The following is a 24,407-nucleotide window of genomic DNA, read 5'->3' as shown; positions in this document are numbered from 1 at the left end:
AAGTCAGTGATCCGTCCGCGCGTCCGTGGCGTCCAGCAGTTCGCGGAAGGCCCGCTCCACCGCATCGGGGTGCTCCATCATCGCGACGTGCCCGCTGTCGGGGAGCGTCAGCAACCGCGAGTCACGGAACGTCCGGGCGGCACGGTACGCCATCCGGGGGGCCACCAGCTTGTCCTTGCCCCCGTACACCAGCAGTGTCGGCGCGAGCACCCGCTCGGCCTGCCGCCACAGGCTGTGCTGGCCGCCGAGGGTGTAGGCGTCCACGATGCCGCGCGCCGAGCGGGTCAGCGCGTCCCAGAAGTACGGCAGCGCCAGCCGGCGCTCGTACTCCGTGGCGTGCTCGGTGAAGGACTCCTCGCTGACCTTCGACGGGTCGCCGTAACAGAGCCACAGCAGCTGCCGGGTGCGCCGCTCCACGGACCAGTCGCGGGTGGCGCGGGCCACCAGCGCGGTCGCGCCCGGCAGCCCCAGGAACGCGGTCGGCCAGGCGCCGTACTGGGGCGGCACCTCCGGCAGCGCGGGCGAGATCAGCGTCAGGGTGCGGACCAGGTCGGGCCGGGCCGCGGCGACCTTGGTGACGACCGCTCCCCCCAGCGAGTTGCCGAAGAGGTGCACGGGCCCGCGCCCGGAAGCCTCCAGCAGGCGCACGACGGCGCGCGCGTGCCCCCCGATCGAGTAGTTGCCGTCGTCCGGCGGCGGGGAGTGCCCGAAACCGGGCAGGTCCAGGGCCTCGCAGGACACCCGGTCCGCCAGCAGCCGCATCAGCGCCGACCAGTTGGAGGACGACCCGCCCAGGCCGTGCACGAAGAGCGCGGGCGGCAGCCCTTCGGCCTGCTCCGCCCGCGATCGTACGGTCAGCGTCCGGCCCGGCAGGGCCACGGTCCGCACCGTCTCCCCCTCCCCGGCTCTGGCTCCCGAAGGCGGTACGGGCACGGCGGCGAACGCGGCTTCGGGCGACTCCGTCGAGGACATGGGGCAATGTTACGAGGTGATCACGCGTGCGCTCGTGTGTTCGCCCTCACACGCGTCGTGGGGATTTTCCGCCCCTCCTGTCACTCTGCACACCCCGTCCCTGTCTCCTACGCTCGCAGAAGGGGAAAGAGGGGGACAGTGGGTAGCAGCGGGGGACGGCAGCGCACGACCAGACGGGAGGTGCCCGTGTCCGACGACATCGAGACCTTCGACGACGACGTCATCGACGACCTGGAGGACGCCGAGACCGACATCGAGGCGCCCGAGGCGGACATCGCCGAACAGCACCTCGAACTGCTGCAGCACCGCGATGTCCCGATCACCGAACGCCCCGACGACGCCGATCCGGCGGACGTGGCCGAGCAGCGCAGGGTGGTGGAACTCGACGAGGACGACTATCGCTGAGTTCCACTTGGTGAGAATGTGCGTTCGCACAGCGCATGCCCCCGCTACCGAAAAGTACGATGGCACCCGCAGCGCAGAACGACATCACATGGGAGGCGGCGTGACAGCCATCGAGCAGACTGAGGCGCGCCCTCGCGGCACACGCCTGCCGCGCCGGGCCCGGAGAAACCAGCTGCTGGGCGCAGCCCAGGAGGTGTTCGTCGCCCAGGGCTACCACGCCGCCGCGATGGACGACATCGCGGAGCGCGCGGGCGTCAGCAAGCCCGTGCTCTACCAGCACTTCCCCGGCAAGCTCGAGCTCTACCTGGCCCTGCTGGACCAGCACTGCGAGGCCCTGCTGGACGCGGTGCGCACCGCCCTGGCCTCCACCAGCGACAACAAGCAGCGCGTGGCGGCCACCATGGACGCCTACTTCGCGTACGTGGAGGACGAGGGCGGCGCCTTCCGCCTGGTCTTCGAGTCCGACCTCACCAACGAGCCGGCCGTCCGCGAGCGCGTGGACAAGGTCGCGCTGCAGTGCGCCGAGGCGATCAGCGAGGTCATCGCCGAGGACACGGGGCTGACCACCGAGCAGTCCATGCTGCTCGCCGTCGGCCTCGGCGGCGTCTCGCAGGTCGTGGCCCGTTACTGGCTCTCCAGCGGCAGCTCCATGCCCCGCGAGACCGCGGTGCAGTTGCTGACGTCGCTGGCCTGGCGCGGCATCGCGGGCTTCCCGCTGCACGGCGCCGAGCACTGACGCCTGCGCACGGCGGCTGTTCGCTCTGGGCGTGCCCGTCGGCCGGTGCCCTGGTGCCGGGCGCGGCTAATGTGTCCTGCGTACGGCGCGATTTCCAACCGCGCACACCGCAGACCGTTCGGAGGGACAAAAGCCGTGGAGGTCAAGATCGGCGTGCAGCACGCGCCGCGCGAGATCATCATCGAGAGCGCGCAGACGGCCGAGGAGGTCGAGAAGGCCGTCGCCGAGGCGCTCACGGGCACCGCCAAGCTGCTCAGCCTCACCGACGAGCACGGAAAGCGCGTGCTCGTGCCGGCCGAACGGCTGGCCTACGTGGAGATCGGTGAGCAGGCGGCGCGCCGGGTGGGCTTCGGCGCCCAGCTCTAGGCCGTGTCGCCAAAGGAGCGCCGGCCGCCCGAAGGGCGGGCCCAGCGGCGTCTGGTGCGGTGCATTGCAAGGCGGAGAGTCGTCCTCGTAGTGGGCTACTCGGACGATTCGACAACGTAGCGAGGTGCCGTGCCAGGCGTCGCTGGGCAGGCGGGACTCTGACGGCACGGCAGGGCGGAGCAGGTCAGAGCCTCGCCGCTCCCGCACCGGGACGACGCACGGCGGGTCACCCCCGAATGGGGTGACCCGCCGTTTCGCTGTGCGGGCCCGCGGGGTAGGACCCGTGCGACCGAAGTCTCCGGGAGGGGCCACACGATGATGTGGGAAGCGCTCGCGTTCGCCGCCGTCGGACTGTCCGTCGCGTACGCCGCGACCCGGATGCTCCCCCGGCGACGCCTTCCCGCGGCGACGCTGGTGCTCGCCACGGGAGCGGTCGCCGCCGTCCTCGGCGGTCTCATCACCCGCACCGTCCTCGGCTCGGACCGGTTCCTGATCAGCCTCGCCGTGTCGGTGGGGGTGGCGGCCGCCCTGCTCTCGCTGCTGGTGCGCCCGCCGCGGAGCGCCCGCCGGCCGGCGCCGCGCACGGCCTGAGCCGCACGGCCCCCGTACGGCTCCCCCCACGGCTCCCCTACGGCCCGGACCGCTCAGGCGGCCAGGCCCAGCGCCGCCATCCGCTTGGTGTGGGCCTCGGTGATCCGGGTGAACATCCGGCCGACCTCCGCGAGGTCGAAGCCGTCCGCGACCCCGCCGACCAGCATCGTGCTGAGCGCGTCCCGGTCCGCCACGACCCGCTGCGCCTGCGACAGCGCCTCGCCCATCAGCCGGCGCGCCCACAGCGCGAGCCGGCCGCCGACCCGCGGGTCGGCCTCGATGGCGGAGCGCACCTTCTCCACCGCGAAGGAGGCGTGGCCGGTGTCGTCCAGCACGGCCAGCACCAGCTCGCGGGTGTCGGCGTCGAGGCGGGCGGCGACCTCGCGGTAGAAGTCGGACGCGATGGAGTCGCCGACGTACGCCTTGACCAGGCCCTCCAGCCAGTCCGACGGCGCGGTCAGGCGGTGGAACTCGTCCAGTGCGGCGGCGAAGGGCTCCATCGCCGCGGTCGGGTCCGCCTCGACGGTGGTGAGCCGCGCGCGGAGCTGCTCGAAGTGGTGGAACTCGGCGGACGCCATCGCCGCGAGCTCCGCCTTGTCCTCCAGGGACGGCGCGAGCTTGGCGTCCTCCGCGAGCCGCTCGAAGGCGGCCAGCTCGCCGTACGCGAGTGCCCCGAGCAGGTCCACGACCGCCGCGCGGTACTGCGGGTCCGCGGACGCGGCGGCCCAGTCCTTGGCGGCGATGGTCGTCTCGGCGGGGGTGTCGGCGGGGGTGTCAGGCGTCTCCATGCTGCGCACAATAGCCAACCCCACCAGCGCGGCAACCATCCCGTGCGGGCCCGGCGCGCGCAAGCCGCGACGTGACCTGTCCCACGTACCCCGAAATCCATCCGCCGCAGGTGTGTGATTCCGGGGTACAGTGATATGGACCCGCCAGGTGACCCGGCGGGTCACGCATGAATGGATGCCCGGTCGGTGGCCCGATCGGCTCCTACCGACCGCCCTCCCCACGTGGGGAGGGGCCCGTATCGCGGCGCGCGCGAGGGCAGCGGTCCCGCGCACCTCGGCCACCCAGGGCCGTACGACACCTCGCGCGGTCAGCGCAGTTCCCTGCGCTCGACCCTCCCCTTTTCACACGCTCAGCGCCGCGTCCCAAACAGAAGAGGCAGAGCATCCTGACCACCATCACGACTTTCCGTGACCTGGGGATCCTCCCCGAGACCGCCGAGGCGCTCGAAGCCGTCGGCATCACCACCCCCTTCCCGATCCAGGAGATGACGCTCCCGGTCGCCCTCGCGGGCAACGACGTCATCGGCCAGGCCAAGACCGGCACCGGCAAGACCCTGGGCTTCGGCCTCCCGATCCTGGAGCGGGTCGTCGTCCCGGTCGACGTCGAGGCCGGGCGCGCCAAGCCCGAGGACGTCGTCGACGGTCCCCAGGCCCTGGTGATCGTCCCCACCCGCGAGCTGTGCACGCAGGTCACCAACGACCTGCTCACCGCCGGCAAGGTGCGCAATGTGCGCGTGCTGGCGATCTACGGCGGCCGCGCGTACGAGCCGCAGGTCGAGGCCCTGAAGAAGGGCGTCGAGGTGGTCGTCGGCACCCCGGGGCGTCTGCTGGACCTCGCCGGCCAGAAGAAGCTCAACCTGCGCAACGTCCGCGCCCTCGTCCTCGACGAGGCCGACGAGATGCTCGACCTGGGCTTCCTCCCCGACGTCGAGAAGATCATCGAGATGCTGCCGGTCAAGCGGCAGACCATGCTCTTCTCCGCGACGATGCCGGGCGCCGTGATCGGCCTGGCGCGCCGCTACATGTCGCAGCCCACGCACATCCGCGCCACCTCGCCGGACGACGAGGGCGCCACCGTCGCCAACATCACCCAGCACGTCTTCCGCGCCCACTCGCTGGACAAGCCGGAGCTCGTCTCCCGGGTCCTGCAGGCCGAGGGCCGCGGTCTGGCGATGATCTTCTGCCGTACCAAGCGCACAGCGGCCGACCTCGCGGAGCAGCTGGAGCAGCGCGGCTTCGCCTCGGGCGCCGTCCACGGCGACCTCGGCCAGGGCGCCCGCGAGCAGGCGCTGCGCGCCTTCCGCAACGGCAAGGTCGACGTCCTGGTCTGCACCGACGTCGCCGCCCGCGGCATCGACGTCGAGGGCGTCACCCACGTGATCAACTACCAGACGCCGGAGGACGAGAAGACCTACCTCCACCGCATCGGCCGCACCGGCCGTGCGGGCGCGTCCGGCACGGCGATCACGCTGGTCGACTGGGACGACATCCCGCGCTGGCAGCTGATCAACAAGGCGCTGGACCTGCCGTTCAACGCCCCGGAGGAGACGTACTCCACCTCCACCCACCTCTACGAGCTGCTCGGCATCCCCGAGGGCACCAAGGGCGTCCTGCCGCGGGCGGAGCGCACCCGGGCCGGCCTCGACGCGGAGGAGATCGAGGACCTCGGCGAGACCGGCGGCCGCGGGCGCGGCCGTGGTGGCCGCAAGTCCGGCCCGGCCGCCTCGGCCGAGGCGGAGGAGCGTCCGGCCCGCACCCGTACGCCGCGCCAGCGCCGCCGCACCCGCGGCGGACAGGCGCTCGACGGGGCGTCCGCCGAGGCGGAGGCGGTCGTCGAGACCGTCGAGGCCCCGGCCGCCGAGGCCGCGGCTCCGCGCCGCCGTCGCCGCACCCGTACGGGCACGGGCACCTCCGGCGCGTCGGGCACCTCGGGCACCGAGACCGTCGCGGCCGCCGCTCCGGTGGCCGAGGAGGTCCCGGCCCCCCGCCGTCGCCGTACGCGGTCCGGCGCCGCCGCCGGTGCCGAGACTCCGGCCGCCGCCGAGGCGGCGACCCCGGAAGCGGCTCCCGCGGAGGGCGAAGGCGCGGCCAAGACCGTCCGCCGCCGTCGCCGCACGCGGACGGCGAAGCCGGCCGACGAGGCCACCGGCTGACGCGACACCCGTACCCGGACGGCCGGGCGCCCCTCGTGGGCGCCCGGCCGTCGGCGTTCGCCCGCGCGGCGTCGGAGGTCGGGGCCCGCGTCGTGTGGGGGAAACCCGGCCCGGCTAGCCTCGGCGCATGAGCCGACCGCCGTTCCTGACGCTGCCCGAGAACGCCACCGCGTACCGCCTGGAGACGGCCCGCGGCCCCTTCGCCGTGCTGGACGCCGTCCCGCCGGCCGGCACGCCGCGGCGCGGCACCGCCCTGCTGGTGCCCGGGTTCACGGGCAGCAAGGAGGACTTCGTCGCGCTGCTCGAACCGCTCGCGGCCGCCGGCTACCGCACGGTCGCCGTGGACGGCCGGGGCCAGCACGAGTCCCCGGGCCCGCGGGACGAGGCGGCGTACGCACAGGCCGAGCTGGCCGCCGACGTCGTCGCGCAGACCGCGGCACTGGGCACCGCTCCCGGCGAGCCGGTGCACCTGCTGGGGCACTCGATGGGCGGCCTGGTCGTCCGCGCCGCCGTCCTGGCCGGGCACGGCGACGGCGCCGCCCTGCCCTGGGCGTCGCTCACCCTCATGAGCTCCGGCCCGGCCGCCATCGAACCCGCCCAGCAGGCCCGTACGAAGCTGCTGCTCGAGGCGCTGTCCGCGATGGACATGGAGGGCGTGTGGCGCGCGATGCGCGAGCTGGACGCCGAGGACCTCGAAGGCACGGCGAACGCCGAGGGCGCGGTCGAGGAGTTCCTGCACCGCCGCTGGCTGGCGACGGCGCCCGAGCAGCTGACGGCCACCGGCCGTCAGCTGCTCGACGAGCCGGACCGGGTGGCGGAACTCGCGGCCGTGCCCCTGCCGAAGCTGGTGCTCTCCGGCGCGGTGGACTACGCCTGGCCCGTGCCGTGGCTGGACGCGATGGCCGAGCGCCTGGGCGCCCGCCGCGTGGTGATCGAGGGGGCCGAGCACTCCCCCAACGCCGAGCAGCCGGCCCGCACTGCCGGCGCGCTGACCGGCTTCTGGGGTTAGAGCCGCGCCTGCAGGTGCTCCCAGAAGCCGTCGCGCAGCACGCGCCGCAGATCCGCGTGGCCGCGCAGCGAGATGTTGAGCATGCCCTCGGCCTCGACGAGCAGTTCCTGGTCGTAGGCGGGCGGCAGGTACGGGTGGCCGGGCAGCAGCTCGGCCAGGGAGTCCCGGCCGCGCGTGGCCAGCCACTGCGAGGCGACCCGGGCCCCGACGAAGTGCACGTCCTCACGGGTCGGGATGGGCCCGGTGGGGATCGGCGCGTCGCCGTAGACGGGGGCCGTGCGCCGGGTGATGTACGGCTTGCAGAAGTCGAGGTCGAGGGTGCGCAGGCTGTCGACCTCCCACAGCAGGGGGTCGGCCTGGTTGCGGCCGTCGGCGGCCTCGATGCCCCACAGGTGGACACGGGCGCCGTAACCCTGGGCGGCCTCGACCGCGGAGACCAGGTCCTCGTCGCCGCCGATCAGGACGGCGTCGCTGATGGCACGGTGCCGGGCCAGTGACTCCAGGTCGCTGCGGATCAGCGAGTCGACGCCCTTCTGCTGGCGGCTGGCGTTGAGGTTGCCGAGCCGCACCTTGACGTCGGGGAGCTCGGCGATGCGTTCCTGCTCGGCGGTGTGGATGCGGCGGCGGGCGCCGTCGTACCAGTAGACGCGCAGCAGCCGGCTGTCGGCGAAGAGGGTGCGGGCCCGGTCGATGAAGGCCTCGATGATGCCCTCGGCGTCGAGTTCGAAGGCCCTCCGGTCCTCGGTGCCCGCGACGAGGCGACCGGCCGCGGCGTACACGTACCCGGCGTCGACGAACACGGCGTGGGTCGCCGGGGTCGTGGCGACCTCGGCGAGCACCCGCTGCAGGAGCTCGTTCGTGCGCTCGATGCCGGCGGCGATGGCGGAAAGGGCGTCGTCGTTCATAGAGATCACATTGTCCGGCGGTTCCGTCCGCACACACAACCGGAACCAGGACCGCCGGTACCGGTGGCTACCCGCCGGTAGATGCGTGGGAAAAATTTTCTTTAGGACAGGGAAGGTTTTCGCGGGGGCAACTGTTGTTGATACATGAATGACCCAGGCAGGTAACGGCTGCGAAGCAGCCCCGTACTCCAATGGAGGAGTGCCCGGACGAAGGGAGAAGCCGTGAACACCATGCGCTTCGAGATCATGCGCCTCAACGACCAGGACGGTCGCGCCGTCGACTGCACGGTCGTGGACGCCGCCTCCGTCGACCAGATCGTCCAGCAGGCCGCCGCGATCGGCCAGCGCATCTACATCCGCCCGGCCCAGTAAGGCCCCGTCACCCCGGCGTGGCCCCACGGCCGGACGCCATGAACGCGAAGGGCCCCGTACACCACGGTACGGGGCCCTTGTCGCGTCCGGATGCCGCCGACGGTCCGTCAGCCCTCGCCGCGGATGAAGCCGAAGACCCCGTTGGCGATCTGCTGCACCGCGATCGCGGAGAGCAGCATGCCGGAGAGCCGGGTGACCAGCACCACACCGCCGTCCTTGATCAGACGGATGATCACCAGTGAGTAACGCATCGTCAGCCAGAGCACCACGTGCATCGCGACGATGGCGACCCACACCGACAGCTGCTGCCCGAACCCGTGCGCGCGCTGCACCGCGAGGATCACCGTCACGATCGCGCCCGGCCCGGCGAGCAGCGGCATGCCGAGCGGCACCAGCGCGACGTTGACGTCCTTGGTCTGGGTGGGCTCGTCCGCCTTGCCGGTGAGCAGGTCGAGGGCGATGAGCAGCAGGAGCAGACCGCCGGCGATCATCAGGGCCGGCACCGAGACGTGCAGGTAGTCCAGGATCTGCTGGCCGCAGATGCCGAAGACGGTGATGACGCCCAGCGCGACGGTGGCGGCCTGCCAGGCCATACGGCGCTGGACCTTGGCCGCGCGGCCGGAGGTGAGGGCGAGGAAGATCGGGGTGATCCCGGGCGGGTCCATGATCACGAAGAGCGTGACGAAGACCGACCCGAACAGGGTGAGGGAGAACAGATCCATGGGCCTTGCGAAGGGTTGCGGGGGTGGGTGGGGGGTCAGGGACGGGTGAGGGGCGCCGCGCCGGTGGCCCGGCGGACGAGCTCCCGGTAGACCTCGGGGTCGGTGGTGTACTCGCCGAGCCGGACGGTCTTGCGGGTGCCGTGGTAGTCGCTGGACCCGGTGGGGAGCAGTCCCAGCTCCGCGGCGAGGGCGCGCAGGTGGCCACGGGCCGGCTCGTCGTGGTCCATGTGGTCCACCTCGATGCCGTCGAGCCCGGCCGCGGCCAGGTCGTGGATGACGCCCTCGGGCACGCAGGTGCCGCGCTTGACGGCGGCGGGATGGGCGAAGACCGTCACCCCGCCCGCGTTCTTGACGAGCCGGATCGCCTCGAAGGGGTCGAGTTCGTGCTTCTCGACGTAGGCGCGCCCGCCCGGCCCTATCCACTCGGGCGTGAACGCCTCGGCGATGCTGTCCACCAGTCCCGCCTCGATCAGCGCCTGGGCGATGTGCGGCCGGCCCACGGCACCGTCGCCGGCGATCTCGGCGACGCGGTCCCAGGTCACCGGCACCCCGTGCTCGCGGAGCCGGGCGACCATGGCCTGTGCGCGGGGCACCCGGTCGTCGCGCACGAGCTCGCGCTCCCGGTGGAGCTCCGGTTCCTGCGGGTCGAAGAGGTAGGCGAGCATGTGCAGGCCCACCCCGTCGATGCGGCAGGAGAGTTCGGCGCCGGTGACCAGGACCGGCGCCGCGGTGCCCGCGGCGTGCAGTTCGGCCAGCGCCTTCTCGGCCTCGGCGTAGCCGCCGACCGTGTCGTGGTCGGTGAGGGCGACGACGTCCAGCCCGGCCGCGGCCGCGGCCCGGACCAGCTCTGCCGGGGTGTCCGTGCCGTCGGAGGCCGTGGAGTGGGTGTGCAGATCGATTCGCACGCAGGTCACTCCAGGCGCTCGGTGCTCGGACGGATTCAGGGGTTGTGATTACCAGGATAACTGCCCGGACAACCTGTGAATCTCAGGAGAGCAGGCGAGGGGAGAGCGCCCCGCACGGGACGAGATCGACTTCGGCGCCGGCCTCGCGCAGATCGGTCAGTATCAGCTCGTCGTACATGAGCAGGCCCGACTCCTCCGGCCACACGACCGCCCACAGCCAGAGCCCGAACGACTCGCCCGCGAAGACCGCGCGGTCCGGTGGCGTCCCGTTCACGTGCCACAGGCCGGTCGGCCTCCCGGCCGCGATCACCTTGGCGGCCGGCGGCTTGCCGATGCACATCGCCGGACCGGGGTCCGGCCCCGGGATCCCGGCGAACCTCGCCCCGAGCCCGACCCCGAGCTCCTCCGCCACCAGCACCATCTCGCCCTGCCCGCCGAGCGGCCCCGGACCCGAGCACGCCACCGCCGTGGCCCGTCCGCCGCTGCGGTCGTCCCCCGCGGACGCGACGCCGGTGAACAGCCAGCCCACCGGCAGCGGCCAGGGCATCCACACCGGGACGTGCGACCGGCTCACGACCACGCCGAGGGCTTCCACACTCGGTGGCACGACAGGCTGCAACGGATACACGGCGCCGTGCTCGTCGCACTGCCAGGAGTCGGCGAAGAGCCCGGGCGCTCGGACCCGGCCACCGCACTTCGGGCAACTGGGTTCGCCCCTCATAACGCCCCACGGTCCTCCGGCGGCGTGCCCGCGTCAAGGACGATCACCCGTCCGAGTTCGACGCGTGGCGTCGCCGCACGGCACACCTCCCCCGCCGGTCACACCTGTCGCCCGGCGGCGGTCCCGCGGGGACCGCTGAGGGGGTGTCACCGACCGCCGGGGCTCCGTCCGTCAGCCGGGGCTCAGTCCGTCAGCGGGACCGCCGCGCGCTGCGGGTCGCGCAGGTCGGTGCCCGCCTGCAGCCAGCGCTCCTGGAGCGCCCCGGCGCCGCGCACCCGCTTCCAGGCGGCCTCGTTCGCCGTCATCGGCAGGAGCGGGAAGAAGCGGACCGGGTCCATCGGGGCGTCGAGTTCCAGGTCCTCCACCAGACCACCGGGCTCGGCGACCAGGACGGCCGAGAACGCCGCCCCGGGCCACAGCGGTTCGCTCACGTCCAGCGAGTTCCCCGGCGCGACGACGACGCCCTCGACCTGGGGGCTGGCGGCCAGTACGGCGAGCGGCCGCAGGACCTTGTCCGTGTCGGCGCCGCGCCCGCCGCGCAGGGTCAGCACGAGCTCCGCGCGCGGGCCGCGCACCGGGTCCGCGACGACGGTGACGGGGTCGTTCATCGGTGCGCGCGACATGCCCAGGGTGGCGTACCGCAGCAGCTCACCCTCGCGGAAGCGCAGCACCTCGATCCGTTCGGTGCCCAGGAAGGTCACCGCGGCGCGGGCGTCCGGCTCACCGAAGGCCATGTGCAGCCGCGCCTCAACGAGCCCCAGTACGTCGACCATGAAGTGAGCATAGAGCGCGTATGGAACGTGCAAAGCCGCGGCTTCACGCAGGAGGCGCCTGATAAGGTGGGCCGTCGGCTACGCCGGTAGAGGCGTGCCACTTTCCCCCAGCGGGGAACGGCCGGAGGAGGTGGGGCTGCAATGGATCCTAGTCGACCGTGCAGTACCGGCAGCTCTTCCGCCCGGCAACCCTCCTGATCCCCCGCGTTCCGTACCCGGTCACCCGGGCGTGAAACCAAAGAACCACGGAACCGACGGGGATTCTCGAATTCTCCACGAGCACGAGCACGAGCGTGTGACGGCGCCGCGTGTCCGCTCGAACGGCCTGCCCGGGTCCGCCCTGCCGCCTCCGGAAGAGCTCCCTGAACTGCGCAGTGATCAACGGTGATCACCCTGCCCTGATCCGCATTTCAGCCCGGCCAGTCCGTGAAGGAGCTTGCCATGTCGATGATCCGCGACCTGCGCGCAGTCGTCCGCCCCGCCCTGCGCAAGAGCAGCACGTCATACGACTACGGCCCGGACCGCTCCCGCACCTCGTCCGCCGTGCCCAGCTCGGTCGTGGACTGCGCCGTCTACCGGGACGGCCGCCGCGGCAGCGACCACATCTCGCCGCGCGAGGCCCTGGAGAAGGTGCGCGGCGGCAACGAGGGCTTCGTCTGGATCGGCCTGCACGAGCCGTCGGAGCGGGAGTTCGCGGAGATCGCCGAGGTGTTCGGACTGCACCCGCTGGCCGTGGAGGACGCCGTCCACGCCCACCAGCGGCCGAAGCTGGAGCGCTACGACGACACGCTCTTCATGGTCTTCAAGACCATCCGCTACGTCGAGCACGCCGAACTCACCGCCACCAGCGAGGTGGTGGAGAGCGGCGAGGTGATGGTCTTCACCGGCCGGCACTTCGTCATCACCGTCCGGCACGGCGGGCACGGCTCGCTGCGCGCCCTGCGGCACCGCCTGGAGGACGACCCCGAGCTGCTCGCCAAGGGCCCCTCCGCCGTGCTGCACGCCATCGCCGACCAGGTCGTGGACGACTACCTGGCGGTCAGCGAGGCCGTGCAGGACGACATCGACGAGGTGGAGATCGACGTCTTCTCCGCCCAGGGCAAGTCGCCGCGGGCCACCGACGCGGGGCGCATCTACCAGCTCAAGCGCGAGGTGCTGGAGTTCAAGCGGGCGGTGTCCCCGCTGCTGCGCCCGATGCAGATGCTCAGCGAGCGGCCGATGCGCGTGGTGGACCCGGAGATCCAGAAGTACTTCCGGGACGTCGCCGACCACGTCGCCCGCGTCCACGAGATGGTGGTCGGCTTCGACGACCTGCTCAACTCCATCCTGCAGGCCAACCTCGCCCAGGCGGCCGTCGCGCAGAACGAGGACATGCGCAAGATCACCTCATGGGCGGCGATCATCGCCGTCCCGACCATGATCTGCGGTGTGTACGGCATGAACTTCGAGCACATGCCGGAACTCCACTGGCGGTACGGCTACCCGATGGTGCTGGTCGCGATCGGCGGGATCTGCCTCGCCATCCACCGCATCCTGCGCCGCAACGGCTGGCTGTAGGCCCGCGCCGGCTAGGCCTTCCTGCGGTCCGCCAGGATCACCAGGGCCAGCCCCGCGAGGATCACCGCGAGCGCCGGGTAGGCCGCCACGGGCGGGGTCTGGCCCAGCCAGACCGCCGCCACCAGGGCGGCGCCCGGCGTCTCCAGCAGGATCGCCGTGGACGTGGTCGACGCCCCGAGCCCGCGCACCACGCGGTTGAGCAGGCTGTGGCCGAGCAGTTGCGCGGCCACGGTCAGGGCGACGAGCTTCGCCCAGGTGCCGCCGTCGTAACCGCCGAGCGCCGAGCCCGAGGCCAGGCAGACGGCCAGCAGGGCCACGGCCGTGGTGGAGTAGCAGACGTAGGTGTACGCGGTCGTGCTGACGGTCCGTCGCACCTCCGCGCCGAGCAGGACGTACCCCGCCGCCGCGATGCCGCCGCCCAGCGCCAGGGCGTCCCCGACCAGGGCGCGCGGTGACAGCGACAGGTCGACGCCGGTCAGCAGCACCACGCCGGCGACCGCCAGCGCGGAGCCCAGCCACACCATCCGCGGCGGCCGGTGGCCGCGTATGAACAGGATCAGGGTGGTCCACACCGGCGTCGTCGTGCCCAGCGCCGTCGAGGACGCGACCGAGGTCATGGTCAGGCTCGGCAGCCACAGCCCGAAGTGCAGCGCCAGCACCAGGCCGGACGCGATCGACAGCCACAGCGCCCGGCGGCCCATCCCCCGCAGTTCCCGCCGGTGCCGCAGCCAGGCGAACGGGCTCAGCACACCCACGGCCATGGCGTTCCGCCAGAAGGCGATGGCCAGCGCGGGCGCGGCGGTGGCGGCGATCAGCGGCGCGGACAGGGAGACGCCGGCGATGGCGACGGCCAGGAGCGCGAAGTCCAGTGGCGGCCTCCCGTGCGGGGCTGCGCCGGAGTCGGTGTCCGCCTTCGGTACGGCGGGCGTGGTGCTGGCGGACGGCGCGGCGGACACGCGGTGTCTCCTCGGGGCACGGTGGGACGGTGGCCTCCTTAGCGTAAGGCCCGTCCGGGCCCCGAGCTCCTGTCGTCTCACCATGTGTGCGGCACCACGGCGGCGGCCCGTACGGCCCACGCCATAGGGTGGGGCGCATGACGGACACCGTGACGCAGCCGCAGCTGGACCAGGCCCTGATCGAGGAGGCCGTGAAGAAGTCCGGTCTGCTGTGGGCCGACGGTCAGGCCCTGTGGCACGCGTGGGTCGACGGTGCCGTGGTCGTCGTCGGCGGCGGCCCCGGCGAGCAGCCGCTGCCCGGGCCCGGACTCACCGACGGCGGCACCGCCACGGTCACCGTCCGCAGCAAGGACAAGGGCGGCCGGCTGGTCGTCTTCCCGGTCCGGGTCACCGAGCTGCGCCCGGACGGCGAGGCGTGGACGGCCGCGGTGGAGGAGCTCAAGGGCAAGCGGCTGAACGCGCCGGACGCGGAGACGATGACCGGACGCTGGGCCCGCGAGTGCCGCGTGCTGCGCCTGGAGCCCATCGGCGACCCCCTGGAGCGCCCCGGCGCGATGACGGACGCCAGTGGCGCGGCGGCCCCGGTGCCGACGTCCGCGACCACCCGGCAGCCGGTCCCGGCCGGTCTGCCGAAGCTGCTGCTGCGGGGCCGCAAGAGGGCCTGAGCCCCGGGCCTACTGCGTCACGGCCTTGCCGTAGTCGACGACGTCGTCCTCGTCCGGCGCGCGCAGCGTGAAGTCCTTGCCCCAGTCGGCCATGGTCAGCGTGCCGGCGCCGCCCGCGCGTTCGTAGCGCAGCGGGTACGGCTTGCCCTCCAGGGACACGTCGATCGTGCCGCCGTTGCCGCCGTCCGCGGAGAGGGCGATGGTGCGGACGCCGCCGACCGAGCGGTGGTCCCCGACGGCGAGTTCGCCGTGCAGGACGAACAGGCCCTCCAGCAGCACCTCCTTGTCGGTGAAGCCGCTGAACTGGTCGTACGTGGGGTCCCCGGCGGGCACCTTGACGTACTTGTTCTTGAGCTTGGCGCCGACCTGGTCGCCGTAGAAGCCGGCGCCCGCCTTGAGGTAGAGGTCGTCGCCCACCCGCAGCAGTTCGAAGGTGCTGCCGTCGGAGGTGACCTCGCCCAGGCCGCCGTTGCCGCGCAGCCGCATGTCGAGCGTGTAGGTGCGCCCCTTGCTGATGACGGTGCCGGACAGCCGCACCGTGTCGGCCGCGTCGGCGGCGGTGCGGGCCCGCTTCTCGATGGTCCCGGCCGGCAGCTTGCCGACGCCGTTGGTCCCCGCGTCCGGATCACCCGCGCACCCTGTCGCTCCGGCGAACACCAGGACCGCGCCCAGAAGGCTCACGAGGACGGCTGACCTGCGGCCGGGGATCACGTGTTCTCTTCCTCCTGCAGTTGTACGCGCCCGTCACACGAGGGCAGCGGCGAAGCGGAGCCGAAGCTACCGCAGCGTACCGCTGGCCGGGTGAACCGCTGTGAACGCCGTGCGAAGCCCCCGTGGAGCATTACCGCGCGCCCGGGGGGCGGGGGCGGCGTTAGCCTGGCGGCATGCCAGCGGGAACCTCCCGGGTCTTCGTCTCGCACCTTTCCGGGGTGCGGGTCTTCGATCCCAACGGCGACCAGGTCGGCCGGGTCCGGGACGTGGTCGTGATGCTGCGGGTCGGGGGCCGGCCGCCGCGTGTGCTGGGTCTGGTGGTGGAGGTCGTCAGCCGGCGCCGGATCTTCCTGCCGATCACGCGGGTGACGGGCGTGGAGTCCGGTCAGGTGATCACCACGGGTGTCGTCAACATGCAGCGCTTCGAACAGCGCCCGACCGAGACCCTGGTCCTGGGCGAGCTGCTTGACCAGCGGGTGACGCTGGTCGAGACCGGCGAGGACGTGACCGTGCTGGACGTGTCCATGGTGCGCCTCGCCGCGCGCCGCGACTGGGAGATCGACAAGGCCTTCGTGCGCCGCGGCAAGGGCGGCCCGCTGCGGCGCAGCGGGGAGACGCTGACGGTGGTGTGGTCCGCGGTCACCGGCTTCTCGCTGGACGAACACGCGCAGGGCGCGGAGGCACTGCTCGCCACCTTCGACCAGCTGCGTGCGGCCGACCTGGCGAACGTCCTGCACCACCTGTCGCCCAAGCGTCGCGCCGAGGTCGCCGCGGCCCTCGACGACGACCGCCTCGCCGACGTCCTGGAGGAGCTGCCGGACGACGACCAGGTGGAGATCCTCGGCAAGCTCGAGCAGGAGCGGGCCGCCGACGTGCTGGAGGCGATGGACCCGGACGACGCCGCCGACCTGCTGGCCGAACTGCCGAAGGAGGAGCAGGAGCGGCTGCTGGGACTGATGGAGCCGCACGAGGCGGCCGACATGCGCCGGCTGATGTCGTACGAGGAGCGCACCGCCGGCGGTCTGATGACCACGGAGCCGATCGTGCTGCGCCCCGACGCCACCGTCGCCGACGCCCTGGCGCGGGTCCGCAACCCGGACCTGTCCCCCGCGCTCGCCGCCCAGGTGTATGTCTGCCGGCCGCCGGACGAGACCCCGACCGGCAAGTACCTGGGCACGGTGCACTTCCAGCGGCTGCTGCGCGACCCCCCGTTCACCCTGGTCAGCGCGCTCCTCGACAGCGACCTGCAACCGCTGTCGCCGGACACCCCGCTGCCGGCGGTCACCAGCTTCCTGGCGACGTACAACATGGTGTCGGTGCCGGTCGTCGACGACAGCGGATCGCTGCTGGGCGCCGTCACCGTCGACGACGTCCTGGACCACCTGCTGCCAGAGGACTGGCGCGAGACGGAGCTGCACGAGGCGGCGCAGTGAGCGACGAGCGCCCCCGCGTCCGCCTCGACCAGCCGCGGGTACCGCGGATCAGCTTCCTGCCCTCCTACGACCCGGAGGCGTTCGGGCGGCTGTCGGAGAAGATCGCCCGCTTCCTGGGGACCGGGCGGTTCATCGTCTGGATGACGGTGGTGATCATCGCGTGGGTGGCGTGGAACGCGCTGGCGCCCCGCCATCTGCGCTGGGACTCCTACCCCTTCATCTTCCTCACCCTGATGCTGTCGCTGCAGGCCTCCTACGCCGCCCCGCTGATCCTGCTGGCGCAGAACCGGCAGGACGACCGCGACCGGGTCAACCTGGAGCAGGACCGCAAGGCGAACGACCGCAGCATCGCCGACACCGAGTACCTGACCCGCGAGGTGGCCGCGCTGCGGCTGGGCTTGGGAGAGGTCGCCACACGCGACTGGATCCGCTCCGAACTGCAGGAGCTGCTGAAGGACATCGACCAGCGGCAGCGTGCCGAGGCGGAGTGACCGCCGGGGTCGTCCCGCCGCCGTGTGAACCCGCCCACCGGGGGTCCTGCGGGCACGGTGCGGGACGTACCATCGACGCATGGCTACCGAAGCGCACGGCTCCTCCCCTTCGCCCGACGCGGTGCGCGCCGCGCTCGCGACGGTGAACGACCCCGAGATCCACAAGCCGATCACCGACCTCGGCATGGTCAAGTCGGTCGACATCGCGGACGACGGCGCGGTGCGGGTCGGCGTGTACCTGACGGTGTCGGGCTGCCCGCTACGGGACACCATCACCAACCTGGTGACCACCGCCGTGTCGAAGGTCGCCGGGGTCACCGCGGTGACCGTCGAACTGGACGTGATGAGCGACGAGCAGCGCCGCGAGCTGGCCACCTCGCTGCGTGGCGGGCAGGCGGAGCGGGAGATCCCCTTCGCGCAGCCCGGCTCGCTGACCCGGGTGTACGCGGTCGCCTCCGGCAAGGGCGGCGTCGGCAAGTCCTCGGTGACGGTGAACCTGGCCGCCGCGATGGCCGCCGACGGCCTGAAGGTCGGTGTGGTCGACGCCGACATCTACGGCCACAGCGTGCCGCGGATGCTGGGCGCGGACGGCCGTCCGACCCAGGTCGAGAACATGATCATGCCGCCCTCGGCCAACGGTGTGAAGGTCATCTCCATCGGCATGTTCACCCCGGGCAACGCCCCGGTCGTGTGGCGCGGCCCGATGCTCCACCGGGCGCTGCAGCAGTTCCTGGCCGACGTGTACTGGGGCGACCTGGACGTGCTGCTGCTCGACCTGCCGCCCGGCACGGGCGACATCGCGATCTCCGTCGCGCAGCTGGTCCCGAACGCCGAGATCCTCGTGGTCACCACGCCCCAGCAGGCGGCGGCCGAGGTCGCCGAGCGGGCGGGCACCATCGCCGTGCAGACCCACCAGAAGATCGTCGGCGTCATCGAGAACATGTCCGGGCTGCCCTGCCCGCACTGCGGCGAGATGGTCGACGTCTTCGGCAGCGGCGGCGGCGAACGGGTCGCCGAGGGCCTGACCCGCACCACCGGCGCGACCGTGCCGGTGCTCGGCCAGATCCCCATCGACGTGCGGCTGCGCGAGGGCGGCGACGACGGCCGCCCGGTCGTCCTGACCGACCCGCAGTCCCCGGCCGGCTCGGCGCTGCGGGCCATCGCGGGCAAGCTGGGCGGGCGTCAGCGCGGACTGGCCGGCATGTCGCTGGGCATCACGCCGCGCAACAAGTTCTGAACCGGCGGGCCGGCCACGACCGGCCCGCCGGACACCTCAGGGGCGCCTCCCGGCATGGGAGGCGCCCCTGAGCCGTTGCTCACGGCCTCACGGCCGGTACGTGGTGATGTCCTTCACCTGGGCCAGGCCGAGGCCGTAGGCGCTCATCCCGCGCCCGAAGGCACCCAGGTGCACCCCGCGCGCCGACCCGGCCATCACCCAGCCGTACTCCGACTCCCGGTAGTGGAACGGCGTGGGGACGCCGTCCACCGGCAGGCTGAGCGCCGACCAGTCGGGGCCCTCGAGGTTGTCCGCGAGGTCCCAGGCGATGGCGGTCTGCTGGTCGAGCCAGTTCTGCCGCAGGTGCCGCTCCATCTGGGTGGGCCAGGTGCAGGTCAGCAGTCCGGAGCCCGCCAGCCAGGCCGCCGAGGCGACCGAGGTGGCGTCCAGCACGCCGGTGCCGTCCGAGCTGCGCCGGACCGGGCGGTCGGCGACCGTGACGACCACCACGAAGCGGCGGTGGTCGGGAGTGGGCTCGACCTTGACCGACGGTTCGTCGCCGTGGCCGGTGGATCCGTGCTCGACCGTGCCGTCGGCGCTCATGCCGACCGGGGCGAGCCAGCGGTCGCCGGTGAACGCCTCGTCCAGTCCGTACCAGGTGAAGTCGGCCTTGAGATAGCCGCCGGTCGTACGATCCGCCGGATCAGCTGTGGTCTCCATACGCGCGGCGCCTCCTCCATAAGGGCAAACAAAGGGAGAATAGCCACTCGCGCTACGTGATCGGGGCAGGCCCCTGCATCAGGTGGCGTCGGAGTCGAACGGCGGGGCCTCGCCGGGCGTCAGGCCGTCGCGCTTGCGCAGCCGGTCCGGAGTGCCCGAGGAGCCCGCGGCGGAACCCGAGCCGCCGCCGCTGTCGCGGCCGTGCACGGCGTCGGTGACCGCCGACATCTCCTCCTTGAAGTCGAATCCGTTGCGGATCTCCTTCAGGCCCAGCTCGTCGTTGTCCAGCAGCTGCTTCCGGACGAAGTTCTTCGGGTGCAGGTCCTCGAATTCGAAGTCCTTGAACTCCGGGCCCAGCTCGCTGCGGATGTCCGCCTTCGCGCTGTCGGAGAACTCCCGCACCTTGCGGACGAACTGCATCACGTCCTTGATGACCTTGGGCAGCTTGTCCGGCCCGAACACGAGCACGGCAAGGATCACGAGCGCGACGACCTCCAGCGCGCCTATGTCTGAAAACACCGTGCAGCTCCTCGTGGTCCTCGGCCGGCGGACGGAATCCGGCGGATCTCACCGTACCTGCCCCAACCGTCTGCACGGGAGTGGGCAGGGTCAACAGTAGGTCGCGCCCCGGTAAATCCCGAATTCGCCGTGCTCAGTTCCCGCTGGCCGAGCCCAGGGTCAGCTCCATGGCGCGCTGCTTGCCGTCCCGCTTCACGGTGAGCTGCAGCGTGTCGCCGGGCCGGTGGGCGCGGATCCGCACGATCAGCTCCTCGCCGTTGTGCACCCGCTTGCCGTCGATGGCGGTGATCACGTCACCCGGTTCGATGCCCGCCTTGGCGCCGGGGCCGTTCGGGGTCACCGAGTCCCCCTCGCCCTGGCCCTCGGGGCTGACCTGGGCGCCGTCGCCGGAGTACTGCAGGTTGATGCTGACGCCGATCACCGGGTGGGTGGCCTTGCCGTCGTTGATCAGCTGCTCGGCCACCCGCTTGGCCTGGTTGACCGGGATGGCGAAGCCGAGGCCGATGCTCCCGCCCTGGCTGCTGTTGCCGAAGGGGTCGGAGCCGCTGTCCGCCGAGCGGATGGCGCTGTTGATCCCGATGACCAGGCCCTTGGCGTCGACCAGCGGACCGCCGGAGTTGCCGGGGTTGATCGGGGCGTCGGTCTGGATGGCGTCGACGTAGCTGACGTCGCTGCTGTTGGTCTCCCCGCCCGCGGTGATCGGGCGCTGGGTGGCGCTGATGATGCCGGAGGTGACGGTGCCCTCGAGGCCGTACGGGGCGCCGATGGCGACGACCGGGTCGCCGACCTGGGCGGCGTCGGAGTCGCCGAGGGTCAGCGGGTGGAGCCCCTTCACCCCGCTGACCTTGATGACCGCCAGGTCGTAGCCGGTGTCCCGGCCCACGATCGTGGCGGGCTTCACCTGGCCGCCGTTGAAGGTCACCGAGATGGTGCCGCTCTTGGCGACGCTCTCCACCACGTGGTTGTTGGTGAGGATGTGGCCCTCGCCGTCCAGCACGAACCCGGTGCCGGTGCCCTCACCGGCGTCGCCCTTGACGTGGATGTAGACGACGCCGGGCAGGACCTGGGCCGCGATGCCCGCGATGCTGTCCGGGGCGCGGGTGCCGGCCTCCGCGGTGGCCTGCGGCAGGGTCACCTCCGGCGTGCCGCCGCTGTCGTGCACGTAGGCGCCCAGCGCCCCGCCGACGCCTCCGGCGATCAGGGTGACGGCGATCAGGGCGGCCGCCAGCGGGGCGCGCCGGCTCCCCGTGCGCCGGGCGGTCGGCTGCTGCCCCGCGGAGCCGCCCGGGGGCGCCCAGGGGTCGTAGCGGTGCCACTGGCCGACGGACAGCGGCGCCGGGGGTCCGGGCGGGCCGCTCGGCGGCGGGGGCGGCGGCGCGGGCTGGTGCGGTGGTGGCGCCGCGCCGACGGGGGGCTGTACGGGCGGTGCGGGCGCCCAGGGGCCGGGCTCGCCGTACGGCGGGGTGTCGTACGGGTCCGGGGTGTGCCGGGGGGCCGCTCCGGCGGGGGGCCCGGCGGGTGCGTCGGGGACCGTGTCCGGGGCGGGCCGGTCCCGTGGCTCAGGGGGAACCGGCGCGACCGTCTCCGGCCGGCTCCACCACTTCGGCCCTTCGGCCTTCCCCTCGTCCACGGTGCTCCCCTACGACGACCAGTCCTCCCTGGATTGAACCAGGAGTCGGCGCCGCCCGCAGCCGACCGCTCAGCGGGTCACGGGGAAGTGGCCGACCAGAGGGACGACCGAGTCGAACGGGACGGGCACGGCCGGCGAGGCCGTGGCGCCGCTCGACGATGCGGGCGAAGCGGAGGGACTCGCGGTCGCCCGCGGGGCCAGGGCGGGTGCCGGGGTGACCCCGGGGACCGCGGATGCGGTCGAGCCGGTGACCGACCCGTCGTCGCCGGACAGACCCAGCGGCCGGGTGACGGTGCCGGCGGGCACCCAGCCGTCCGCGTCGGCGCCGTACGGATGCATGCCGCGGGAGTCGGGGTGCAGCAGGTCGCTGGTGGCCGTGCTCCACACGTCGGCGGCCGCGCGGGCGGTCGCACCGCTGAACGGCGTCGCGGGGGCGCCCGGGCCGCTGCGGGAGAGCGGGGTGCCGCCGGCTCCGTCGACCGCGGCGTCCAGCGGCAGGGCGCCGCCGAGCGCGATGGCCGCCATGGAGACCGCGCCCGCCGCGGCGAAGGCGAAGCGGCGCCGGCCGCGGGCCGCTGCGGCGGACGAAGCGGGGCCGACGGGCGCGACCGCCGCGCCGGAGCGGCCGCCCTCGTGGATCCGGAAGCCGCGCGACGCGGACGCGGACAGGGGCAGCGAGAACTCCTCGCGCGCCTTCCCGAACAGACCGCCGCCGAGGCGCTCACCGCCGAGGCTGGCCGTCTCCATCAGTCCGCCGTCCCCGAAGGGCCCTCTTCCGCCGTCCCCGTCACCCCCGGGCAGCTCCTGGAGGCGGGCGAGCAGGCCTGCGGAGAGGGCGGGCGGCGCCGAGGCGGCGACCACGTCCTTCATCCGGCGCTGCTCGTCGGCAGCGGCCTTGCAGTCGGGGCAGGTCACCAGGTGCGCGAGCACCCGGTCGCGGGCGTCGTCGTGCAGCTCGCCGTCGACGAAGGCGGCGAGATGGTCGCCCAAGTGCTGGTCGGCACACGTGAGATGCCGGCTGACACCGCTGCTCACGTGCTCCCGCCCTCCAGGGCCGGCCGGCCGGTGGCCAGGACGGGCGCGCGGCCCGGACGGGCGGCCGGCGCACGGTGCTCCAGCGCCTTGCGCAGGTGCGAACGACCGCGGTGGATACGGCTGCGCACGGTGCCCAGCTTCACGCCGAGCGTCGCGGCGATCTCCTCGTACGACAGGCCCTCGATGTCACAGAGCACGACGGCCGCGCGGAACTCCGGGGCGAGGGTGTCCAGCGCCTGCTGGATGTCCGCGTCGAAGTGGGTGTCGGCGAAGTGCTGCGCCGGGGACGGCTCGCGGCTCGGCAGCCGCTCCGCGGCGTCGTCGCCCAGGGCGTCGAAGCGGATGCGCTGACGGCGGCGGACCATGTCGAGGAAGAGGTTGGTGGTGATGCGGTGCAGCCAGCCCTCGAAGGTGCCGGGGGTGTACGTCGACAGCGAGCGGAAGACGCGGACGAAGACCTCCTGGGTGAGGTCCTCGGCGTCGTGCTGGTTGCCGGTGAGACGGTACGCCAGGCGGTAGACCCGGGCACTGTGCGTACTGACGATCTCCTCCCACGAAGGGGGGGTCCACGCCTGGTTGTCCCCGTCGGTGGCGAAGGTCGCGTTGGCGGCCACAGTCACGGACTCGTCGTTGCGCGGACGGTCGTCAGCTGTATCGGTCACGGATTTCGGCTCGCCGGCCGACCTACGGAAGCGCGACAGCACTCCCCGGTGACCCGCCGCAGCCGCACCTCCCCTGTCGGCTCTGGTGGTGTCCAGTAGAGCCCCTACCATAGCCACCTCGCCCGTTAGCTCCGGATAAGTGCCGGGCGCATCGCTCCCGGCCCCTGACGTTCAGGTCCGTCGCAGGTACCAACGAGCGGTCCCATCTGCGGGTTCCCGACCGCAACGGATACAGTCGCCAGGCGGGCTGCAACCGTCAGGCGGACAGGAGAGGGCAATTACCGGCAACCGGCAGGCGAGCTGGGCGTTCGCGGACGCTTTCGTCGCCGAGGACGACGCGCTGATACGAGCCCGCGGGCGAGCTCGTGAGGCAGGCGTGCGCCCCGTCTCCCCCGGCACCGGCGCGGCACTGCGACTGCTGGCCGCCGCCACGGACGCCAAGGCGGTGGTGGAGATCGGCACCGGCACCGGGGTCTCCGGCATCCACCTGCTGCAGGGCATGCGCCCCGACGGCGTGCTGACCACCGTCGACACCGAACCCGACCGCCAGCAGCACGCCCGCACCGCCTACCGGGAGGCGGGGTTCGCGGGGAACCGCGCCCGCTTCATCCCCGGCCGGGCGCTGGACGTCCTCCCCCGGCTCGCCGACGGCGGCTACGACCTGGTGTTCTGCGACGGGGACCGGCTGGAGTACCCGGACTACCTGGGCGAATCGTTGCGCCTGCTGCGCCCCGGGGGGCTGGTCTGCTTCGAGGGGGCCTTCGCGCAGGGCCGGTCCATGGACGCCGCCCACTCCGAGCCGGAGGTCATCCGGCTGCGCGAACTGATGCGGACGGTACGGGACAACGCGGCCCTCGCCCCCGTCCTGCTGCCGACCGACGACGGCCTGCTCTGCGCGGTACGGCGCGGCTGACAATTTCCCCGCCCGGAATGCACCTGTTTCCGGAGCGGCGCGCAAACGGACAAACAAGTGGGCCCCCGGCGCATGCCGCCAGGGGCCCAAGGCTTGGATTGGCCGGTTGTCAGGCGATGGCCTTCTTCAAAGCCTCGCCGAGTGCATCCGCCTCGTCCGGAGTCAGCTCGACGACAAGCCGTCCGCCGCCCTCGAGCGGAACGCGCATGATGATGCTCCGCCCCTCCTTGGTCACCTCGAGCGGGCCATCACCCGTCCGCGGCTTCATGGCCGCCATGCTCGTTCCCCTTCCTGAAACCAGCTCTTCGCACGCGGTGGCCCAGGCGCCACCGGACTCGAACACATTGGTTCTCGGCCATTATCCCGCATCGGGTGACCTGATGACCAACATCGGTTCCCATCCGTTCGAGAACCCGGTCCCGCAAAACCGTCCATTTCGGTGATCGCACTCTCGGCCGCGTTTGATGGGGGTCACATGTCC

28 protein-coding genes are annotated in these 24,407 nt (G+C 72.7%); 13 read left to right on the top strand and 15 right to left on the bottom strand.

Annotation, left to right across the window (positions count from 1 at the left end):
- Positions 1–3: 3 nt before the first annotated feature.
- Positions 4–972, bottom strand: a complete 969-nt coding sequence (locus AC1VWI_RS28230) for an alpha/beta fold hydrolase (RefSeq protein ID WP_499513809.1) — start codon at positions 970–972, stop codon at positions 4–6.
- 186 nt (positions 973–1,158) lie between these two features.
- Between AC1VWI_RS28230 and AC1VWI_RS28225 the strand changes: the two genes are divergently transcribed.
- The 4 genes from AC1VWI_RS28225 (at position 1,159) to AC1VWI_RS28210 (ending at position 3,070) form a co-directional block, all read left to right on the top strand.
- On the top strand, positions 1,159–1,377 hold the full coding sequence (locus tag AC1VWI_RS28225; RefSeq protein ID WP_499513808.1) for a hypothetical protein: 219 nt from the start codon (positions 1,159–1,161) through the stop codon (positions 1,375–1,377).
- Positions 1,378–1,477: 100 nt separating this feature from the next.
- Complete coding sequence (locus tag AC1VWI_RS28220) at positions 1,478–2,113, top strand: TetR/AcrR family transcriptional regulator (RefSeq protein WP_499513807.1); 636 nt, start codon at positions 1,478–1,480, stop codon at positions 2,111–2,113.
- Positions 2,114–2,248: 135 nt separating this feature from the next.
- Positions 2,249–2,479, top strand: a complete 231-nt coding sequence (locus AC1VWI_RS28215) for a DUF3107 domain-containing protein (RefSeq protein WP_499513806.1) — start codon at positions 2,249–2,251, stop codon at positions 2,477–2,479.
- A gap of 315 nt (positions 2,480–2,794) precedes the next feature.
- On the top strand, positions 2,795–3,070 hold the full coding sequence (locus AC1VWI_RS28210; protein WP_499513805.1) for a hypothetical protein: 276 nt from the start codon (positions 2,795–2,797) through the stop codon (positions 3,068–3,070).
- Positions 3,071–3,123: 53 nt separating this feature from the next.
- Here the strand turns inward: AC1VWI_RS28210 and AC1VWI_RS28205 are convergent, their stop codons facing one another.
- Positions 3,124–3,858: a ferritin-like fold-containing protein gene (locus tag AC1VWI_RS28205; protein WP_499513804.1), complete on the bottom strand. Its 735-nt coding sequence runs from the start codon at positions 3,856–3,858 to the stop codon at positions 3,124–3,126.
- A 485-nt stretch (positions 3,859–4,343) separates the two neighbouring features.
- Between AC1VWI_RS28205 and AC1VWI_RS28200 the strand changes: the two genes are divergently transcribed.
- Complete coding sequence (locus AC1VWI_RS28200; RefSeq protein WP_499513803.1) at positions 4,344–6,011, top strand: DEAD/DEAH box helicase; 1,668 nt, start codon at positions 4,344–4,346, stop codon at positions 6,009–6,011.
- Positions 6,012–6,138: 127 nt separating this feature from the next.
- Positions 6,139–7,020: an alpha/beta fold hydrolase gene (locus tag AC1VWI_RS28195; protein ID WP_499513802.1), complete on the top strand. Its 882-nt coding sequence runs from the start codon at positions 6,139–6,141 to the stop codon at positions 7,018–7,020.
- On the opposite strand, the gene AC1VWI_RS28190 is transcribed toward AC1VWI_RS28195, so the two are convergent.
- Positions 7,017–7,925 (bottom strand): NYN domain-containing protein, encoded by a 909-nt coding sequence (locus AC1VWI_RS28190; protein ID WP_431960347.1) that lies wholly within the window; start codon positions 7,923–7,925, stop codon positions 7,017–7,019. The two genes, AC1VWI_RS28195 and AC1VWI_RS28190, sit on opposite strands and share 4 nt — an antisense overlap.
- Positions 7,926–8,156: 231 nt before the next feature.
- On the opposite strand from AC1VWI_RS28190, the gene AC1VWI_RS28185 reads away from it, so the two are divergent.
- A complete protein-coding gene (locus AC1VWI_RS28185; RefSeq protein ID WP_086020735.1) occupies positions 8,157–8,297 on the top strand; it encodes a DUF8834 family protein in 141 nt (46 codons plus the stop codon).
- A gap of 107 nt (positions 8,298–8,404) precedes the next feature.
- On the opposite strand, the gene AC1VWI_RS28180 is transcribed toward AC1VWI_RS28185, so the two are convergent.
- From AC1VWI_RS28180 to AC1VWI_RS28165, 4 genes are all read right to left on the bottom strand, one after another.
- Positions 8,405–9,019, bottom strand: a complete 615-nt coding sequence (locus tag AC1VWI_RS28180) for a MarC family protein (protein ID WP_499513801.1) — start codon at positions 9,017–9,019, stop codon at positions 8,405–8,407.
- A gap of 35 nt (positions 9,020–9,054) precedes the next feature.
- A complete protein-coding gene (locus AC1VWI_RS28175) occupies positions 9,055–9,924 on the bottom strand; it encodes a PHP domain-containing protein (RefSeq protein ID WP_499513800.1) in 870 nt (289 codons plus the stop codon).
- 82 nt (positions 9,925–10,006) lie between these two features.
- Complete coding sequence (locus tag AC1VWI_RS28170; RefSeq protein WP_499513799.1) at positions 10,007–10,645, bottom strand: DUF6758 family protein; 639 nt, start codon at positions 10,643–10,645, stop codon at positions 10,007–10,009.
- Between the two features lie 182 nt (positions 10,646–10,827).
- A complete protein-coding gene (locus AC1VWI_RS28165; protein WP_499513798.1) occupies positions 10,828–11,418 on the bottom strand; it encodes a suppressor of fused domain protein in 591 nt (196 codons plus the stop codon).
- Between the two features lie 441 nt (positions 11,419–11,859).
- On the opposite strand from AC1VWI_RS28165, the gene AC1VWI_RS28160 reads away from it, so the two are divergent.
- On the top strand, positions 11,860–12,975 hold the full coding sequence (locus AC1VWI_RS28160; RefSeq protein WP_499513797.1) for a magnesium and cobalt transport protein CorA: 1,116 nt from the start codon (positions 11,860–11,862) through the stop codon (positions 12,973–12,975).
- Between the two features lie 11 nt (positions 12,976–12,986).
- Here the strand turns inward: AC1VWI_RS28160 and AC1VWI_RS28155 are convergent, their stop codons facing one another.
- Positions 12,987–13,931: a DMT family transporter gene (locus AC1VWI_RS28155; RefSeq protein WP_499513796.1), complete on the bottom strand. Its 945-nt coding sequence runs from the start codon at positions 13,929–13,931 to the stop codon at positions 12,987–12,989.
- 137 nt (positions 13,932–14,068) lie between these two features.
- Between AC1VWI_RS28155 and AC1VWI_RS28150 the strand changes: the two genes are divergently transcribed.
- A complete protein-coding gene (locus AC1VWI_RS28150; RefSeq protein WP_499513795.1) occupies positions 14,069–14,596 on the top strand; it encodes a hypothetical protein in 528 nt (175 codons plus the stop codon).
- A gap of 9 nt (positions 14,597–14,605) precedes the next feature.
- On the opposite strand, the gene AC1VWI_RS28145 is transcribed toward AC1VWI_RS28150, so the two are convergent.
- Positions 14,606–15,307 (bottom strand): hypothetical protein, encoded by a 702-nt coding sequence (locus tag AC1VWI_RS28145; RefSeq protein WP_499513794.1) that lies wholly within the window; start codon positions 15,305–15,307, stop codon positions 14,606–14,608.
- 173 nt (positions 15,308–15,480) lie between these two features.
- Here AC1VWI_RS28145 and AC1VWI_RS28140 point away from each other — a divergent pair, with 173 nt between their 5' ends.
- The 3 genes from AC1VWI_RS28140 to AC1VWI_RS28130 all read left to right on the top strand — a co-directional run bounded on the left by AC1VWI_RS28140 (position 15,481) and on the right by AC1VWI_RS28130 (position 18,468).
- Entirely contained in the window at positions 15,481–16,740 is a 1,260-nt protein-coding gene (locus AC1VWI_RS28140) for a magnesium transporter MgtE N-terminal domain-containing protein (protein WP_499513793.1), read from the top strand.
- Positions 16,704–17,231 carry a DUF1003 domain-containing protein gene (locus AC1VWI_RS28135; RefSeq protein ID WP_499516935.1) on the top strand — a complete coding sequence of 176 codons (528 nt, stop codon included), beginning with the start codon at positions 16,704–16,706 and terminating at the stop codon, positions 17,229–17,231. Before AC1VWI_RS28140 ends, AC1VWI_RS28135 begins: the two co-directional genes overlap by 37 nt.
- 79 nt (positions 17,232–17,310) lie before the next feature.
- Positions 17,311–18,468 (top strand): Mrp/NBP35 family ATP-binding protein, encoded by a 1,158-nt coding sequence (locus AC1VWI_RS28130; protein ID WP_499513792.1) that lies wholly within the window; start codon positions 17,311–17,313, stop codon positions 18,466–18,468.
- A gap of 87 nt (positions 18,469–18,555) precedes the next feature.
- On the opposite strand, the gene AC1VWI_RS28125 is transcribed toward AC1VWI_RS28130, so the two are convergent.
- The 5 genes from AC1VWI_RS28125 to sigE form a co-directional block, all read right to left on the bottom strand.
- A complete protein-coding gene (locus AC1VWI_RS28125) occupies positions 18,556–19,167 on the bottom strand; it encodes a hypothetical protein (RefSeq protein ID WP_499513791.1) in 612 nt (203 codons plus the stop codon).
- A 78-nt stretch (positions 19,168–19,245) separates the two neighbouring features.
- Complete coding sequence (locus AC1VWI_RS28120; RefSeq protein ID WP_499513790.1) at positions 19,246–19,686, bottom strand: sec-independent translocase; 441 nt, start codon at positions 19,684–19,686, stop codon at positions 19,246–19,248.
- A gap of 133 nt (positions 19,687–19,819) precedes the next feature.
- The gene (locus tag AC1VWI_RS28115; RefSeq protein WP_499513789.1) at positions 19,820–21,316 is read right to left on the bottom strand and encodes a S1C family serine protease; all 1,497 of its coding nucleotides are present in this window, start codon (positions 21,314–21,316) and stop codon (positions 19,820–19,822) included.
- Between the two features lie 69 nt (positions 21,317–21,385).
- Positions 21,386–22,351 (bottom strand): anti-sigma factor family protein, encoded by a 966-nt coding sequence (locus tag AC1VWI_RS28110; protein ID WP_499513788.1) that lies wholly within the window; start codon positions 22,349–22,351, stop codon positions 21,386–21,388.
- Entirely contained in the window at positions 22,348–23,124 is a 777-nt protein-coding gene (sigE, locus tag AC1VWI_RS28105; protein ID WP_499513787.1) for an RNA polymerase sigma factor SigE, read from the bottom strand. Before sigE ends, AC1VWI_RS28110 begins: the two co-directional genes overlap by 4 nt.
- 136 nt (positions 23,125–23,260) lie before the next feature.
- On the opposite strand from sigE, the gene AC1VWI_RS28100 reads away from it, so the two are divergent.
- Positions 23,261–23,926 carry an O-methyltransferase gene (locus AC1VWI_RS28100; protein WP_499516934.1) on the top strand — a complete coding sequence of 222 codons (666 nt, stop codon included), beginning with the start codon at positions 23,261–23,263 and terminating at the stop codon, positions 23,924–23,926.
- A 109-nt stretch (positions 23,927–24,035) separates the two neighbouring features.
- On the opposite strand, the gene AC1VWI_RS28095 is transcribed toward AC1VWI_RS28100, so the two are convergent.
- A complete protein-coding gene (locus tag AC1VWI_RS28095) occupies positions 24,036–24,203 on the bottom strand; it encodes a DUF3117 domain-containing protein (protein WP_018561471.1) in 168 nt (55 codons plus the stop codon).
- Between the last annotated feature and the right edge of the window lie 204 nt (positions 24,204–24,407).

Source organism: Streptomyces sp. TOM-9 (genome assembly GCF_056858595.1).
The sequence above is the reverse complement of the archived record's forward strand: the minus strand, read 5'-3'. Positions and strand labels throughout refer to the sequence as shown.

Bases quoted from the DNA above. Each gene is read 5' to 3' on its own strand.
- AC1VWI_RS28230 (WP_499513809.1), bottom strand. From the start codon at position 972: ATGTCCTCGACGGAGTCGCCCGAAGCCGCGTTCGCCGCCGTGCCCGTA.
- AC1VWI_RS28210 (WP_499513805.1), top strand. From the start codon at position 2,795: ATGATGTGGGAAGCGCTCGCGTTCGCCGCCGTCGGACTGTCCGTCGCG.
- AC1VWI_RS28205 (WP_499513804.1), bottom strand. From the start codon at position 3,858: ATGGAGACGCCTGACACCCCCGCCGACACCCCCGCCGAGACGACCATC.
- AC1VWI_RS28200 (WP_499513803.1), top strand. From the start codon at position 4,344: ATGACGCTCCCGGTCGCCCTCGCGGGCAACGACGTCATCGGCCAGGCC.
- AC1VWI_RS28195 (WP_499513802.1), top strand. From the start codon at position 6,139: ATGAGCCGACCGCCGTTCCTGACGCTGCCCGAGAACGCCACCGCGTAC.
- AC1VWI_RS28190 (WP_431960347.1), bottom strand. From the start codon at position 7,925: ATGAACGACGACGCCCTTTCCGCCATCGCCGCCGGCATCGAGCGCACG.
- AC1VWI_RS28185 (WP_086020735.1), top strand. From the start codon at position 8,157: ATGCGCTTCGAGATCATGCGCCTCAACGACCAGGACGGTCGCGCCGTC.
- AC1VWI_RS28180 (WP_499513801.1), bottom strand. From the start codon at position 9,019: ATGGATCTGTTCTCCCTCACCCTGTTCGGGTCGGTCTTCGTCACGCTC.
- AC1VWI_RS28170 (WP_499513799.1), bottom strand. From the start codon at position 10,645: ATGAGGGGCGAACCCAGTTGCCCGAAGTGCGGTGGCCGGGTCCGAGCG.
- AC1VWI_RS28165 (WP_499513798.1), bottom strand. From the start codon at position 11,418: ATGGTCGACGTACTGGGGCTCGTTGAGGCGCGGCTGCACATGGCCTTC.
- AC1VWI_RS28160 (WP_499513797.1), top strand. From the start codon at position 11,860: ATGTCGATGATCCGCGACCTGCGCGCAGTCGTCCGCCCCGCCCTGCGC.
- AC1VWI_RS28150 (WP_499513795.1), top strand. From the start codon at position 14,069: ATGACGGACACCGTGACGCAGCCGCAGCTGGACCAGGCCCTGATCGAG.
- AC1VWI_RS28140 (WP_499513793.1), top strand. From the start codon at position 15,481: ATGCCAGCGGGAACCTCCCGGGTCTTCGTCTCGCACCTTTCCGGGGTG.
- AC1VWI_RS28130 (WP_499513792.1), top strand. From the start codon at position 17,311: ATGGCTACCGAAGCGCACGGCTCCTCCCCTTCGCCCGACGCGGTGCGC.
- AC1VWI_RS28125 (WP_499513791.1), bottom strand. From the start codon at position 19,167: ATGGAGACCACAGCTGATCCGGCGGATCGTACGACCGGCGGCTATCTC.
- sigE (WP_499513787.1), bottom strand. From the start codon at position 23,124: ATGGTAGGGGCTCTACTGGACACCACCAGAGCCGACAGGGGAGGTGCG.
- AC1VWI_RS28095 (WP_018561471.1), bottom strand. From the start codon at position 24,203: ATGGCGGCCATGAAGCCGCGGACGGGTGATGGCCCGCTCGAGGTGACC.